Raw genomic sequence first — 14,735 nt, 5'->3', positions numbered from 1 at the left:
AGCGGCATGAAACCGTCCTTGCAGGTCCGCCTCTCCCAGCATCTTGCGCTCACCCCGCAATTGCAGCAGTCGATCCGCCTGCTGCAGCTGTCGACCCTCGAACTCCACCAGGAAGTCGAGCAGATGCTGGAGCAGAACCCCTTCCTCGAGCCCGAGGAAGAGTTCGTCGCCCAGCCTTCCGCCCTCGATGCGACCGAGCGCCCGCTGACGCGCGAGGAACGCACCACGACGGATGCCGAGCAGAACAACAGCGACAGCTTCGAGGCCACCGACGCTGCCCCGGCGATGGACACGGTGGAGCTCGGCACCACCGAGCGCGACGACTGGGAGAACGGCACCGAGCGCGACGACTTCGACGGCATCCGCGAGACACCGACCAACCGCAACGGCGCGATCGAGGACGACGACCTCGACCCGATCGACCGGGCCTCGCCCGGCATCAGCCTGCAGGACCACCTGCGCCGCCAGTTGCTGGGCATGCGCCTGACCCCCGAGGACGCCGCCGCGGTCATGGTGTTGATCGAATCCCTCAACGAGGACGGCTACCTCGCGGACCCGCTGGAGGAGATCGTCGAGCGCCTGGTCGACGAAGACGATCCCGAAGGTCGCGAAGACCTGCTCGAACGCCTGCAATGCGCGCTGAAATGGCTGCAGAACATGGAGCCGACCGGCATCGGCGCGCGCAGCCTGTCCGAATGCCTGTGCCTGCAGCTGCGCGCCATGGAACGCAGCGAGGCGCAGATCATCGCCCTGCTGATCTGCAAGGGCCACCTCGAAGCGCTCGCCCGGCGCGACGTCAAGAAGCTGATGGCGGCCACCGGTGCCGACGAGGACCTGCTGCGCCAGGCCCAGGGCCTGATCGTCTCGCTCGAGCCCAAACCCGGGCGGCCCTTCGTGCACGCCGAGGCCAACATCGTCGTGCCGGACGTGATCGTGCAGAAGTCGGGCCGCGGCTGGAAGGTGGTGCTGAACCCCGACGTGATGCCCAAGCTGCGCATCAACGACCTGTACGCGCAGGCGCTGAAGCAGCAGCGCAGCGGCGACAGCGGGCAGGCCCTGAGCGCACGGCTGCAGGAGGCGCGCTGGTTCATGAAGAACATTCAGCAGCGTTTCGAGACCATCCAGCGCGTCTCGCAGGCCATCGTCGAGCGACAGAAGAATTTCTTCACCCATGGCGAGATCGCGATGAAGCCGCTGGTGCTGCGCGAGATCGCCGACGAGTTGGGGCTGCACGAATCGACCATCTCGCGCGTGACCACGGCCAAGTACATGGCCACCCCTTTCGGCACCTTCGAGCTGAAGTACTTCTTCGGCTCGTCGCTCAACACCGAAGCCGGTGGCAATGCGTCGAGCACCGCGGTGCGCGCGCTGATCAAGCAGCTCGTCAGCGCCGAAGACCCGAAGAAGCCGTTGTCCGACAGCCAGCTGAGCCAGATGCTCGAAGAGCAGGGCATCCAGGTGGCGCGCCGCACGGTGGCGAAGTACCGCGAAGCGCTGAAGATCGCGCCCGCCAATCTGCGCAAGAGCATCTGAATGGGCACCGACCACCCCCTACGTGCTGCGCGCGCCCCCTTCGAGGAGGCTGAGCCCGGACACCAGCAGTCCCTGCGGACTGCTCGTGCCCGGCGAAGGGCTGGACCGTCCTCGGTCCGAGGCGGCCTGCAAGGCCCACTGACGGCCCGGCGAAGCCGGGTCCATGGTGGTCCACCCCCTCAGGGCCTCCCGTCGCGAAGTGTGAAGTTGCATGCCTGCCCCGTTGTTTGAACTGTTCTTGCCCTGCGCGGGCGGCGTCGAGGAACTGCTGGCCGAAGAGGCGATGGCGATCCTCGGCCCCGACACCGGCGGCATGCTGGAGCGAGGCGGCATCGCCTTGCAGGGCGACGCGCGCGCGGTGATGGCGCTCAACCTCGAAAGCCGGCTCGCACAGCGCGTGCTGGTGCGCGTGGCCCACGGCCGCTACAAGCTCGAGGACGATCTCTACGCACTCGCCCGCGAGGTGCCCTGGCAGGCCTGGATCGACCCCCGGCAGACCTTCAAGATCGACGTCACCGCACAGCGTTCACCGCTGCGCAGCCTCAACTTCGCCGCGCTGCGCATCAAGGACGCGCTGTGCGACGTGATGCGCGCCGAAGCAGGCGACCGCCCCAACGTCGACACCCAACGCCCGCACCTGCGCGTGATGCTGCATCTGAGCGAAGAGCATGCAACGCTGTATGCCGATACCTCGGGCGAGCCGTTGTTCAAGCGCGGCTGGCGCGAGGACAAGGGCGAGGCCCCGCTGAAGGAGACGCTCGCCGCGGCCATGCTCGCGGCGGCCGGCTGGAAGGGCACGCCCGAACAGGGCGGGGCGCTGCTCGACCCTTGCTGCGGCTCCGGCACCATCGCCATCGAAGCGGCACAGATCGCCTGCGGCATTGCGCCGGGGTTGAAGCGGCGCTTCGCGTTCGAACGGCTGACGCCGTTCTCGGGCCCGCAGGTGCGCGCCGAGTGGGCCGCCTTGCAGCAGCAGGCGCGTGCGCGGGCGCATGCGCCGACGGTGCCGGTCTACGCCAGCGACGTCGCCTTCCGGATGATCGACTTTGCGCGACGCAATGCCGAGCGGGCGGGTGTCGCGCATGCGATCGAACTGCACGGCGGTGACGTGCTGCAGCGGCCCGCGCCTGCCGTTCCCGATGGCTTGGCGCGCACGATGATGGTCAACCCGCCGTATGGCGAACGCATCTCGGCAGGTGGCAGCGTCGCGCGCAGCAAGGAAGAGACCGGCACGCCGGACGACTTCTTCCCCCGGCTCGCCTCGCACTGGAAGCGCCACTTCGGCGGTTGGACGGCCTGGGTCTTGAGCCCGGACATGAAGCTGCCGTCATTGATGCGCCTGAAGGAAAGCCGGCGCGTGCCGATGTGGAACGGTCCGATCGAGTGCCGGTTGTTCAAGTTCGATCTGGTGGCCGGCAGCATGCGGGGTGCAGCAGGTGCCGAGGACCATCAGCCCCGCAGATAGCCGCGCACGATGGCGGCGCTGTAGCGGCTCGCGATCTCGCGGATGAAGGCATTGAAATCGACGTGCGCGCTGTCGTCGGCGCGGTCGGAAATCGTGCGCAACACGGCGCAAGGCAGGCCCATGTCGTGGCAGACCTGGGCCACTGCGGCGCCCTCCATTTCGACGGCCAGCGCGTCCGGCAGTGCAGCGCGCAAGGCGGTGCTTTCAGCGGCCGTGCTGACGAAACGGTCGCCGCTGATGACGAGGCCGGCGTGCAGTGCGGGCGTTGCGATGCCGAAGGTTGCCAGCAGGTCGGCCCCCAGGTGCGCGGGGGCATCGGCCAGTACCGATATCGCGGCCGAGCGCAGCCGCTCGCTCATCGCGGCATCCGGCTGGAAGCGAGAACGCCCGTACAGCGGCACCTCCCAGCGCGGGAAGATCGGCGACGCGTCGAGGTCGTGCTGCAGCAAGGCATCGGCGATCACGACGTCGCCTACCCGCACGTGCCCGCCCAAGCCGCCCGCCGCGCCGATGAAAAGCAGTTCCTCGGCCTGGTAGCGGTCGGCCAGCAGCGTTGCGGTCGTCGCCGCCGCGACCTTGCCGATGCGCGAGAGCACCGCGACCACTTCGCGGCCTTCCAGATGCCGACCCAGAACTCGCGACCGGCGACCATTTCCTTATGTTCGTCGGGCATCAGCGCGAGCAACGCGGCGAGTTCCTCGTGCATGGCGGCCATGATCGCGATGCGGCCCATCGGTGCGGCTCCGGAAAAGAAGCAAACGGCCCGATGTTGCCACCGGGCCGTCGAGATCTGCGAACGTGTTACTTGTTGCGCAACTCGCGCCGCAGGATCTTGCCCACCGGGGTCTTCGGCAGCTCGGTGCGGAACTCGATGATCCGGGGACGCTTGTAGCCGGTCAGGTTCTGCTCGCAGTACGCGCGCACCTCGGCCTCGGTCATCGCCGGGTTCTCGCGCACGATCACGAGCTTGACCGCCTCACCCGACTTCTCGTCCGGCACGCCGACCGCCGCGCACTCGAGCACACCGTCCATCTGCGCGACCACATCTTCCACCTCGTTGGGATAGACGTTGAAGCCGGACACCAGAATCATGTCTTTCTTGCGGTCGACGATCTTGAAGTAACCGCGCTCGTCCATCGTGCCGATATCGCCGGTGCGGAAGAAGCCGTCGGCGGTCATGACCTTCGCGGTCTCGTCGGGCCGCTGCCAGTAGCCGGCCATCACCTGCGGGCCGCGTATGCATACCTCGCCGGGCGTACCCAACGGCACTTCGTTGCCTTCGTCGTCGAGCAGCTTGATCTCGGTCGACGGGATCGGCAGGCCGATGGTGCCCGTGTAGGTCTTGCTGTCGGTCGGGTTGCAGGTGGCCGACGGCGAGGTTTCCGACAGGCCATAGCCTTCGCAGATCGAGCAGCCGGTCTTTTCGAGCCACAGCTTCGCGGTGGCCTGCTGCACCGCCATGCCGCCGCCGACGCTCAGCGACAGATGGCTCCAGTCCACGGTGTTGAAGTCGGCGTGGTGCGCCAGCGCACCGAACAGCGTGTTGACGGCCGGAAAGCTGTGGAACTTGTGCTGCGACAACTCCTTCAGTACCGCCGGTATGTCGCGGGGGTTGGGAATCAGCACATTGCAGCCGCCGGTGCGCATCGACAGCATCATGTTCACGGTGAACGCGAAGATGTGGTACAGCGGCAGCGCGCAGATCGTCACCGGCTGCTCGCCGGGCGCCAGTTTCTTCATCGCCGGCTGGTTCCACGCCTCGGACTGCAGCACGTTGGCGATCACGTTGCGGTGCAGCAGCACCGCGCCCTTGCTGACGCCGGTGGTGCCACCGGTGTACTGCAACACCGCGATGTCCTCGCGCTTGATGTCGGGCTTGCGGAAGGCGGCGTTGCGGCCGGCGGCCAGGGCGTCCTTGAAGCGCGTGGCGCCCGGCAGGTGATAGGCCGGCACCATCTTCTTCACGTTGCGCACGACGTAGTTGACGATCAGGCCCTTCAGGCCGATCAGCTCCCCCATCGACGCCAGGATCACCTGCTTCGTCGGCGTGTGAGCCTGGCAATCCTGCAACGTCTTGGCGAAGTTCTCGATGATGACGATGGCCTTCGAGCCCGAATCCTTCAGCTGGTGCTCCAGCTCGCGGGGGGTGTACAGCGGGTTGACGTTGACCACCACCATGCCGGCGCGCAGGATGCCCGCCACCGCGATCGGGTACTGCGGCACGTTGGGCATCATGATCGCCACGCGGTCGCCCTTTTCCAGCCCCTGCGCCTGCAGGTAAGCGGCGAAAGCACGCGAGAGGTCGTCCACCTGACCGAAGGTGACCGTCTTGCCCAGGAACTTGTAGGCAGCGCGATCACGATGCTTGCGGAAGCTTTCCTCCAGCAGCTCGACCAGCGAGGCGTATTGGTCGGGATCGATCTCGTGAGGGACGCCCTCGGGGTAGTGCTTCAGCCAAACCTTGTTCATCCAGTTCTCCGCTAAGAGCCGCGATTCTGACGGAAGGCTGACGGCAAACGCATCAGGTGTTTCGATAGCGCGACTTAGATGGTGCTCCCCAGAAAAAGTCGCTCCGGCGTCGCGTACGCGACATGCGGGGCGGCTGCGTGTGCAGATGTACCGGTTCTCTGCGTCCCGATGGGGCGTTGTCCTACAGCTGAGGCGTCACGGGCCGACGACCGCTGCTCGGCAGCGGCCGCCGTTCCGACACGGGTCGGCATTCGCCTGACATGAGCAGCGTTACGGCTGTCGCGCCACGAAAAGCCCTGCTGAAAGCACCGCGTCCAATATCGACGGACCGACCGGGTGTCGTCCGTGCCCGGCGCAGTCCACAAGGAGCGAGACATGAGACCACTGCATCTGCTACGCAATATTGCGATCGTGCTTGCCGGCGTTGCCGCCTTCGGTGTGGCGAGCGCGCAAAACGCCGGCGACGGCGCCACGCTGCCCGGGTCGAACAGCGGCTCCGTCCAGCCGACCTCGCCGATGGCGCGACCCGCCGGCGAACCCGGCGCAGCCCCACGGGATGCGAGCCCGGGGTCGTCCCCGGAGGAGCAACGGCCGTATGACGACCTCGGCCGCGCCGCCGACCCGACGTTGCGCCAGGCACCGCGCCGGGTGGACCCCGGGAACATGACCGAACCCACAGACCCGGAGGCCGGCGCCATCCAGATCGAGGGTCAGACGGCCCCGGCCAACCCGACGCGTTGAGCGCCCAGCGACGCCACCCAAGACCCGGGCGGCCCGCGGGCCGCCCGGTCGATCGCGAGCCGGGTGCGGCTACTCGACCGCCTTGACCATGTCCTCGACGACCTTCTTGGCATCGCCGAAGACCATCATGGTCTTGTCCATGTAGAACAGTTCATTGTCCAGGCCCGCGTAGCCCGCCGCCATCGAGCGCTTGTTGACGATCACGGTCTTGGCCTTGTAGGCCTCGAGGATCGGCATGCCGTAGATCGGGCTGCCCTTGACCTGCGCCGCAGGGTTCACCACGTCGTTGGCACCCAGGATGATCGCCACGTCGGCCTGGCCGAACTCGCCGTTGATGTCTTCCATCTCGAAGACCTGGTCGTACGGCACTTCGGCCTCGGCCAGCAGCACGTTCATGTGGCCTGGCATGCGGCCGGCCACCGGGTGGATCGCATACTTGACCGTGATGCCCTTGTGCGTGAGCTTCTCGGCGAGTTCCTTCACGGCATGCTGGGCGCGAGCCACCGCCAGGCCGTAGCCGGGCACGATGACCACCGTTTCGGCATTGCCGAGGATGAAGGCCGCGTCGTCCGCGCTGCCGCTCTTGACCGGGCGCTGCTCCTGCGACCCGCCGGCCGCCGCCGAGGTGTCGCCGCCGAAGCCGCCCAGGATCACGTTGAAGAACGAGCGGTTCATCGCACGGCACATGATGTAGCTCAGGATCGCGCCCGACGAGCCCACCAGCGAGCCGGCGATGATGAGCATGCTGTTGTTCAGCGAGAAGCCGATGCCGGCCGCCGCCCAGCCCGAGTAGCTGTTGAGCATGGACACCACGACCGGCATGTCGGCCCCGCCGATCGGAATGATGATCAGCACGCCGAGGATGAAGCTCAGGGCCAGCATCGCAAAGAAGGCGGTCCAGTTCCCGGTGAACATGAACGCCAGGCCCAGCGCGACGGTCGCGAGGCCGAGCACCAGGTTCAGCAGGTGCTGGCCGCCGAAAACCACCGGCGCCCCCTGGAACAGACGGAACTTGTACTTGCCCGACAGCTTGCCGAAGGCGATGACCGAACCGCTGAAGGTGATCGCGCCGATGGCCGCCCCCAGGAACAGCTCGAGCCGGTTGCCCGCCGGGATCGGCTCGCCCACGCCGGTGATGCCGAAGGCCCACGGCTCGGCCACGGCCGCGATCGCGATGAACACCGCCGCCAGGCCGATCATGCTGTGCATGAAAGCCACCAGTTCCGGCATCTTGGTCATCTCGACGCGCTTGGCCATCACGGCGCCGACGCCGCCGCCGATCACCAGGCCCGCGAGCACGTAGCCCATGCCGGCGGCCGCCTGGCCGCTCAGCTTCACGATCAGCGCGGCAGTGGTCAGGATGGCGATCGCCATGCCGACCATGCCGAAGAGGTTGCCGCGGATCGACGTGGTGGGGTGGGACAGGCCCTTGAGCGCCTGGATGAAGCAGACCGACGCCACCAGGTACAGCAGCGTCACGACGTTGAGGCTGAGCTCCATTTACTTGCCCTCCCCGGTGGATTTCTTGTCCTTTTTGCGGAACATCTCCAGCATGCGCCTCGTGACGAGGAAGCCGCCGAAGACGTTCACCGCTGCCAGCGCGACCGCCAGCGTGCCCATGCTCTTGCCGAGCGTGGTTTCGGTGAGCGCCGCCGCAAGCATCGCGCCGACGATCACGATCGCCGAGATCGCGTTGGTCACCGCCATCAAGGGCGTGTGCAAGGCGGGTGTGACGGTCCAGACCACGTGGTAGCCCACGTAGATGGCGAGCACGAAGATGATCAGGTTGACGATCACCGGGCTGATGGTTTCCATCGATTGAGCTCCTCAGATCCTCAGAATTTGCGGATTTCTTTGATGCGGTTGCGCTCGTCGAGCAGCACCACCTTGGGCTTGTGGTCGCGCGCGTGGTCTTCGCTTATCGGCGCGTAGGTGCAGATGATCAGCAGGTCGCCGACATGCGCCTTGCGCGCCGCGGCGCCGTTCAGCGAGATCGCGCCGGAACCGCGCGGGGCCTTGATGATGTAAGTCGAGAAGCGCTCGCCGTTGTGAATGTTGTAGAGCTCGATCTGCTCGAATTCGCGCATGTCGGCAGCGTCGAGCAGGTCTTCGTCGATGCCGCAGGAGCCTTCGTAGTGAAGGTCTGCCTCGGTCACGGTCGCGCGGTGCAGCTTCGCGCGCAGCATCATGCGGTTCATTTGCGCGTCACCTGCCCGTCCTGCGTCATGCGGCAAGCGGCCACGATGTCGTCTTCGAGGTTGACGGCCAACGCGCCTTCTTTCGTGATCAGGAGCTTCAGGAAGTCGAGCACGTTGCGGGCGTACAGCGCCGAGGCGTCGGCCGCCACCAGCGCTGGCAGGTTGGTCTCGCCGACCAGCGTGATGCCGTGCTTGACGACGGTCTTGCCGGGATCGGTCAATGGGCAGTTGCCGCCTTGCGGTGCGGCCAGGTCGACGATCACCGAGCCGGGCTTCATGCTGCGGACCATCTCTTCGGTCACCAGCACCGGTGCCGGCCGCCCGGGAATCAGCGCAGTGGTGATCACGATGTCGGCCTGGGCCACGCGCTTGGCGACCTCTGCCTTCTGGCGGTCCAGCCAGCTCTGCGGCATCGGGCGCGCATAGCCGCCCACGCCCTCGGCCGCCTCCTTCTCTTCGGGCGTCTCGTACGGCACCTCGATGAACTTGGCGCCGAGCGATTCGACCTGCTCCTTCACCGAGGGCCGTACGTCGGACGCCTCGATCACGGCACCCAGGCGCTTCGCGGTGGCGATGGCCTGCAGGCCGGCGACGCCGACGCCCAGGATCACGACCCGCGCGGCCTTCACCGTGCCCGCCGCCGTCATCAGCATCGGGAAGAAGCGCTGGTAGCGGTCGGCCGCGATCATCACCGCCTTGTAGCCCGCGATGTTGGCCTGCGAGCTGAGCACGTCCATGCTCTGCGCGCGCGTGGTGCGCGGTGCCGCTTCGAGCGCGAAGCTGGTCAAGCCCGCCGCGGCCAGCCGCTGCAGGCCTTCGGCATCGAAGGGATTGAGCATCCCGACCACCGTGGTGCCCGGCTTCATCAGTGCCATCTCGTCGGGCTGCGGGGGACGCACCTTCAGCACCAGCTCACCGCCAAACGCGCCGGCCCGGTCGGTGATTTCGGCCCCGACCGCCGTGTAGGCCTCGTCGGGTGCCGAAGCAGCGACGCCGGCGCCGGACTGCACCCGCACCGTGTGGCCTTGCGCCTTGAGTTTTTTTGCCGTCTCGGGCGTGACGGCCACGCGGGTCTCCCCCGCCAGCGTCTCCAGCGGTACGCCTATGAGCATGTAGCCCTCCTAAGGTGGTATCCGTGAACGTTCACGGTCGACTGATTGAACCGCCCGGCAGCTTACACAAGCTTACGGGGCGGTCCCAGTAACCGAGTTTCAACTTTCAGCGGATTGACAGCTATCCCGGAAGCGACAAGCCTGTTCCGTGCCACGCCGCTCGCTGTCGCGATCAGTCAAGGCAGGTCGAAGCAGAAGCCCGAATAGTGCGGCACATCGTACCCGGCCTGGAAGGGCAGCGTCAGGGCCTTGGCGGTGTTTTCCCAGTCGTCACGCTTGGCGTAGCCCAACGCAAGGATGTCGGACACGAACGTCTCGCGTGCCTGCACCCGGTACGGGCAGAACGCGCAGCCGATGCTGTTGAGCGTGAAGAAGGCGCGCGACTCGTGGATGGGCGTGCCGTTGATGACCAGGCGCCTGGGCAGCCGGGGCAGCCGCTGCAGCAGTTCGGCCAGCGTGAACGGGAGATATTGCAGGCTGCCGGACGCGAACAGCACCTCGTGGTCTGTGGCAGCGTGGTGGTCGCTCGTGAACAGCAGCCGGCCCTCCGGGGCGCGAGCCAGCGCCAGCTCGCGACCGCGCGCGACGACCGCGGGCACGTCGCAGACCGTCCAGCGCAGGGCGGCCGGGTAGCTCAGCGCACGTCGAAAGGCGTAGTACTTGACGCCGATGTGCCCGCCCAGGTCGAACACGCTGTGCAGACCCTCGGTGAAGGACTTGCCGAGCCAGAACATGGCCGGGTAGTCGCGTGGCGCGATGGCGCTCGTGTAGGGCAGGTTGGCCGAGTCGTCGTTGTCGTAGCCCAGCTTGCCGGTGCGCGGTGCGGCGGCGGCCGCCGCGTCGAAACTGTCGAAAACGCCAAGGAAGAGGTTTTCGTCGGTGTTGCGCAGGAAGCGCCGTGCGTGACGGCGGCGACCCAGCTGACGGATCCCCGGTGTCATTGCCAACCGATCGACCGCCTGATGCAGTGTGTGCAGCCATTGCATGGTAGACCCTCCCGTTCGACGGTCAGCTGCGGAGGTCGGCAGCGACCCTGTCCTTTGAACAGACGGATCATCTGAAAGTTGGCGCACGCTGACATCCCCGAATCAGGGGGCGTGCGCAGGCACGCCAGCATGTCGTGCGGCCCGAACGCAAGCACGCTCACCACAACGCGCGCACGCAAGGGACTTGTCGGCCTTGCCATAAACTGCCCGCCATGGAAGAACGTTGGAAACCGAGCGTCACCGTCGCGGCCATCATCGAGCGCGACGGCCGTTACCTGCTGGTCGAGGAGCACACCTCCGAAGGCCTGCGGCTGAACAATCCGGCCGGCCACCTGGACCCGGGCGAATCGCCCGAGCAGGGCGCCGCACGCGAAGCGCTGGAGGAAACCGGCTGCGTGTTCAAGCCCACCCACGTGGTCGGCGTGTACCTGTCGCGCTTCCATCGCCCGGCGACCCACGAAGACGTGACCTATGTGCGTTTCGCCTATGGCGGCACCGTGAGCGACCCGGCGCCGGGCTGGGTGCTCGACGAAGGCATCGTGCGCACCCTGTGGCTGACGCCGGAGGAGATCCGCGCGTCGGCGGATCGCCACCGCAGCCCGCTGGTGCTGCGCTGCCTGGAAGACCATCTGGCCGGCAAGAAGTATCCGCTCGAACTGGTGACGACCCACGCCACCGTGTTCGACCCGGAGATCAAGACACCATGACCCGCGTGGTGGTGGGCCTGAGCGGCGGCGTCGATTCCGCCGTCTCCGCGTGGCTGCTCAAGCAGCAGGGCTACGAGGTGGTCGGCATCTTCATGAAAAACTGGGAAGACGACGACGACAACGAGTACTGCTCGTCGCGACAGGATTGGCTCGACGCCGCGTCGGTGGCCGACGTCCTCGGCATCGACGTCGAGCACGTCAACTTCGCGGCCGAGTACAAGGACCGCGTGTTCGCCGAGTTCCTGCGCGAATACCAGGCCGGGCGCACCCCCAACCCCGACATCCTGTGCAACGCCGAGATCAAGTTCAAGGCCTTTCTCGACCACGCGATGCGGCTGGGCGCAGGCAAGATCGCGACGGGTCACTACGCCCGGGTGCGCGAGTCCGGCGGCCGCTTCCAGCTGTTGAAGGGGCTGGATCCGTCCAAGGACCAGAGCTACTTCCTGCACCGGTTGAACCAGTCACAACTGTCGACGACGCTGTTTCCGGTCGGCGAACTGCACAAGACCGAGGTGCGGCGCATCGCCGCCGAGATCGGGCTGCCCAACGCGAAGAAGAAGGACTCGACCGGTATCTGCTTCATCGGCGAACGGCCGTTCCGCGAGTTCCTGAATCGCTATCTCGCAAACCGGCCGGGCCCCATCATGGACGACCGCGGCCGCACCATCGGCGAGCACGTCGGGCTGTCGTTCTACACGCTGGGGCAGCGCAAGGGCATCGGCATCGGCGGGCTGAAGGAAAGGGGCGCGCCACGCGGCGGCGGCGACCACGACCCGTGGTTCGTGGCGCGCAAGGACATCGAGCACAACACGCTCTACGTGGTTCAGGGCCACGATCATCCCTGGCTGCTGGCGCACACCTTGACTGCCGACGACGCCAGCTGGGTGGGTGGCGCGGCGCCTGCAGTGGGCGCCCTCGCGGCCAAGACACGCTACCGGCAGGAAGACGCCGCCTGTACGCTGACGCCGGGCACCGGCGATGGCTTCTCGCTGTGCTTCGACGCTGCGCAATGGGCCGTCACCCCGGGGCAATCGGCCGTGCTGTATGACGGCGAGGTCTGCCTGGGCGGCGGGGTGATCGCCGGCAGCGAAGCTTGAAACACCGTACAGGCAGGTCTTGGCCTCAACGGGGGGCGGCGAGGTTCAGCACCCAGTAGCGCCCGTAGGTGCTGCCGGTGTTCAAGGCGCAGGCCAGGCCCGCGTGGCGATAGCCCGGACTCATCAAATTGGCGCAATGTCCATCGCTGCCCATCCACCCGTCGACCGTGGCCGATACGCTGCGGGTGCCTGCCGCGATATTCTCGGCCACCGCTGACCAGGTGTAGCCGGCGGCACTGACACGTTGCCCGAGCGTGCTGCCGTTGCGGCCCGTGTGCGAGAAATAGTCGTGGTTCGCCATGTCCAGCGCGTGGCCGTAGGCGGCTTGTGCCAGCTTCGGGTCCCAGGTCAACGCCGTGGTGGGCGCAAAGCTGCCTCGCGTCCCGCAACTGGCGCCGGCGGCGCGCCGCTGGTTGATCAGCCGCAGCGCTTCGGCCTGAAAGTCGGGCAGGCCGCACGCGATGTCCGCGCCGGCCGACGGGCTGCCGTCGTCGTTGGGGCTGGCCGTGTCGTCGCTCGTTTCATCGTTGCCGGAACCGCCGCCGCACGCGGCCATCGCCGCCGTCAATGCCATCGCCGTCACCCAGCGACGCGCCGTATCTGGTTTCATCGAACCGCTCCGTTGTTTCCCGTCAGCATCGCCGATACGCAACCAATACAGGTGACCGGGAGATACCAGCCCGGACCGCCCGTGCGATCACTTCGACACCGGCCGCAGTTGCTCGTCGATCGAGCGGGTCTTGGCCGTCACGGTGTCGCCGGTGTGGAGCGTCGACTTGCGTTCGATCAGCAGCAGCTGGCACTCCTCGTCGGCCACCGGGTTGTGGCGCACGCCCTTGGGCACCACGAACATCTCGCCCTCGCGCAGCTCGACGTGGCCCTGCTCCATCTCGATGCGCAGCCGACCCTTGAGGATGTAGAACAGCTCGTCCTCGTGCTCATGGCTGTGCCACGCCAGCGTGCCCTGCACCTTGGCGACCTTGACGTACACATCGTCGACTTCGCCGACGACACGCGGGGACCAGTGTTCGTCGAGCGCGGCGGCGACCTGGGCGGGAGCAACGGCTTTCATCTGCATGCGACCTCCGGAAATTCGTATGCGCCCGAGCATCGCCCGCCGCGTCTTAATACACAAGTGATAGATTGCGGGGCTTGCCAGACCGTGTCGCGCGTGACGAGCGCGTGCATCGCCAACAAAACAGCCCTGGCGCCGGCCCTTTCGACTCCGGCGCCGGCGACAAGAACAGTCCCTGTCCGGAGGCCCGGGCGCCGCCATGCCGCAGGCCACAGTTGTACCGCGACTGCACTGAGGGTGCCCTGTTGTGATGCCTGCGTGCCGCCCGGCCGCGACCGGCTTTTTTCCGAGAGCCCTCATGAGACATCGCCTTGCCACCGCCCTGGCCGCTGCTGCGCTGCTGCCCGCATTCGCCTGGTCCCAAACGCCCGCCGTCCCCGCGGCATCGGCACCCGACGCCGCTGCCGTGAAGGTGCAGGCCTTCGAGCAGCTGGCGATCCACCCGCTGCGCGAGGCGCCCGCTTCCATCGTCGCGCGCAACGAGGCCCGGCTGTCCGCCGAGGTGGCCGGACGTGTCGTGCGCTGGACCGCGGACACCGGCGGCAAGGTGGCACGCGGGGCGCTGCTGGTCGAACTCGAGGCCACCGACTATCGGCTCACGCGCGACCAGGCCCGTGCGGCGGTCGATGCCAGCCAGGCGCGGCTGAAGCTGGCCGAGTCGCAGTTGCAGCGAGCCCGAGAACTTGTCGCGCAAGGCTTCTTTTCGCAAGAGGCACTCAACAGCCGCGAAACCGAAGTCCAGTTGCTGCGTACCGAGCTGGTCTCGAACCGCGCACAACTCTCCGCGGCCGAACGTTCGCTTGCGAAGACGCGCATCACGGCGCCGTTCGCCGCCAGCGTGAAGGAGCGGCTGGCTCAGACGGGCGAGTTCGTGGCGGCCGGCACGCCGCTGTACGTGCTGACCCAGACCGACGCTGCCGAAGTGAGCGCACAGGTTGCGCCGGCCGACGTGCCGAGCGTCAATGCGAGCACGCGGCTGGAGTTCGTCGGCAGCGGCCAGGTGGTCCCGTTGAAGCTGCTGCGCACCTCGGCCACCGTGACCGCCCCGGCGCGCACCGTCGAAGTCCGCCTGGCACCCGCGCAGCCGGTGGTCGTCGGCAGCGCCGGGCAACTCCGCTGGGCCGAGCAGCGCCCGCACGTGCCGGCTTCGATCCTGGTGCAGCGCGAGCGCCGGCTGGGCGTCTTTGTCGTCGAGAGCGGCCGCGCCAAGTTCGTGCCGCTGCCCGAGGCTCAGGAAGGTCGTGCCGCACCGGCCCCGCTGGCGGCCGGCACGCAGGTGGTCGTCGGCGGCCAGGCGGCGCTGCGCGACGGGCAACCGGTCAGCGTGACGCGCTGACACCGCAGGAGCCACC

Annotated in this window: 14 protein-coding genes and 1 pseudogene; 6 read left to right on the top strand and 9 right to left on the bottom strand. The window is 67.3% G+C overall.

The features are described from left to right. The first annotated feature begins 6 nt into the window (after positions 1-6). Both M8A51_RS05885 and M8A51_RS05880 read left to right on the top strand, forming a co-directional pair. Positions 7-1,533, top strand: coding sequence for an RNA polymerase factor sigma-54 (locus M8A51_RS05885; RefSeq protein WP_251777560.1), 1,527 nt, complete (start codon positions 7-9; stop codon positions 1,531-1,533). A gap of 211 nt (positions 1,534-1,744) precedes the next feature. Continuing rightward, a complete protein-coding gene (locus M8A51_RS05880) occupies positions 1,745-2,998 on the top strand; it encodes a THUMP domain-containing class I SAM-dependent RNA methyltransferase (protein ID WP_251777248.1) in 1,254 nt (417 codons plus the stop codon). Here M8A51_RS05880 and M8A51_RS05875 read toward each other — a convergent pair. Both M8A51_RS05875 and M8A51_RS05870 read right to left on the bottom strand, forming a co-directional pair. After that, a pseudogene (locus M8A51_RS05875) lies at positions 2,983-3,731 on the bottom strand (5'-methylthioadenosine/adenosylhomocysteine nucleosidase). The gene M8A51_RS05880 and the pseudogene M8A51_RS05875 overlap by 16 nt on opposite strands. 68 nt (positions 3,732-3,799) lie before the next feature. After that, entirely contained in the window at positions 3,800-5,467 is a 1,668-nt protein-coding gene (locus tag M8A51_RS05870) for a long-chain-fatty-acid--CoA ligase (RefSeq protein WP_251777247.1), read from the bottom strand. A gap of 375 nt (positions 5,468-5,842) precedes the next feature. On the opposite strand from M8A51_RS05870, the gene M8A51_RS05865 reads away from it, so the two are divergent. Continuing rightward, positions 5,843-6,208, top strand: coding sequence for a hypothetical protein (locus M8A51_RS05865; RefSeq protein WP_251777246.1), 366 nt, complete (start codon positions 5,843-5,845; stop codon positions 6,206-6,208). A 69-nt stretch (positions 6,209-6,277) separates the two neighbouring features. Here the strand turns inward: M8A51_RS05865 and M8A51_RS05860 are convergent, their stop codons facing one another. From M8A51_RS05860 to M8A51_RS05840, 5 genes are all read right to left on the bottom strand, one after another. Then, positions 6,278-7,708, bottom strand: a complete 1,431-nt coding sequence (locus M8A51_RS05860) for an NAD(P)(+) transhydrogenase (Re/Si-specific) subunit beta (protein WP_251777245.1) — start codon at positions 7,706-7,708, stop codon at positions 6,278-6,280. Further along, positions 7,709-8,023 carry an NAD(P) transhydrogenase subunit alpha gene (locus M8A51_RS05855; protein ID WP_251777244.1) on the bottom strand — a complete coding sequence of 105 codons (315 nt, stop codon included), beginning with the start codon at positions 8,021-8,023 and terminating at the stop codon, positions 7,709-7,711. It abuts the gene before it with no gap. A 20-nt stretch (positions 8,024-8,043) separates the two neighbouring features. Continuing rightward, complete coding sequence (gene panD, locus M8A51_RS05850) at positions 8,044-8,406, bottom strand: aspartate 1-decarboxylase (RefSeq protein WP_251777243.1); 363 nt, start codon at positions 8,404-8,406, stop codon at positions 8,044-8,046. Continuing rightward, entirely contained in the window at positions 8,403-9,518 is a 1,116-nt protein-coding gene (locus tag M8A51_RS05845) for a Re/Si-specific NAD(P)(+) transhydrogenase subunit alpha (protein ID WP_251777242.1), read from the bottom strand. The genes panD and M8A51_RS05845 overlap by 4 nt, the downstream gene beginning before the upstream one ends. Before the next feature lie 176 nt (positions 9,519-9,694). Beyond that, positions 9,695-10,504, bottom strand: coding sequence for a TIGR04325 family methyltransferase (locus M8A51_RS05840; protein ID WP_251777241.1), 810 nt, complete (start codon positions 10,502-10,504; stop codon positions 9,695-9,697). Between the two features lie 212 nt (positions 10,505-10,716). Between M8A51_RS05840 and M8A51_RS05835 the strand changes: the two genes are divergently transcribed. Further along, complete coding sequence (locus tag M8A51_RS05835; protein WP_251777240.1) at positions 10,717-11,211, top strand: NUDIX hydrolase; 495 nt, start codon at positions 10,717-10,719, stop codon at positions 11,209-11,211. Further along, positions 11,208-12,308 (top strand): tRNA 2-thiouridine(34) synthase MnmA, encoded by a 1,101-nt coding sequence (gene mnmA, locus M8A51_RS05830; protein ID WP_251777239.1) that lies wholly within the window; start codon positions 11,208-11,210, stop codon positions 12,306-12,308. Before M8A51_RS05835 ends, mnmA begins: the two co-directional genes overlap by 4 nt. A 25-nt stretch (positions 12,309-12,333) precedes the next feature. On the opposite strand, the gene M8A51_RS05825 is transcribed toward mnmA, so the two are convergent. Further along, positions 12,334-12,918 (bottom strand): CAP domain-containing protein, encoded by a 585-nt coding sequence (locus M8A51_RS05825; RefSeq protein WP_251777238.1) that lies wholly within the window; start codon positions 12,916-12,918, stop codon positions 12,334-12,336. A gap of 87 nt (positions 12,919-13,005) precedes the next feature. Beyond that, positions 13,006-13,386 (bottom strand): cupin domain-containing protein, encoded by a 381-nt coding sequence (locus M8A51_RS05820; RefSeq protein ID WP_251777237.1) that lies wholly within the window; start codon positions 13,384-13,386, stop codon positions 13,006-13,008. A 295-nt stretch (positions 13,387-13,681) separates the two neighbouring features. Here M8A51_RS05820 and M8A51_RS05815 point away from each other — a divergent pair, with 295 nt between their 5' ends. After that, positions 13,682-14,719, top strand: a complete 1,038-nt coding sequence (locus M8A51_RS05815; RefSeq protein WP_251777236.1) for an efflux RND transporter periplasmic adaptor subunit — start codon at positions 13,682-13,684, stop codon at positions 14,717-14,719. Positions 14,720-14,735 lie beyond the last annotated feature (16 nt).

The sequence above is a fragment of the Caldimonas mangrovi genome (genome assembly GCF_023721835.1).
GTDB classification, from domain to species: Bacteria; Pseudomonadota; Gammaproteobacteria; order Burkholderiales; family Burkholderiaceae_C; genus Caldimonas; species Caldimonas mangrovi.
Note: the sequence above shows the minus strand (reverse complement) of the source record. Positions and strands in the feature narration are given on the sequence as shown.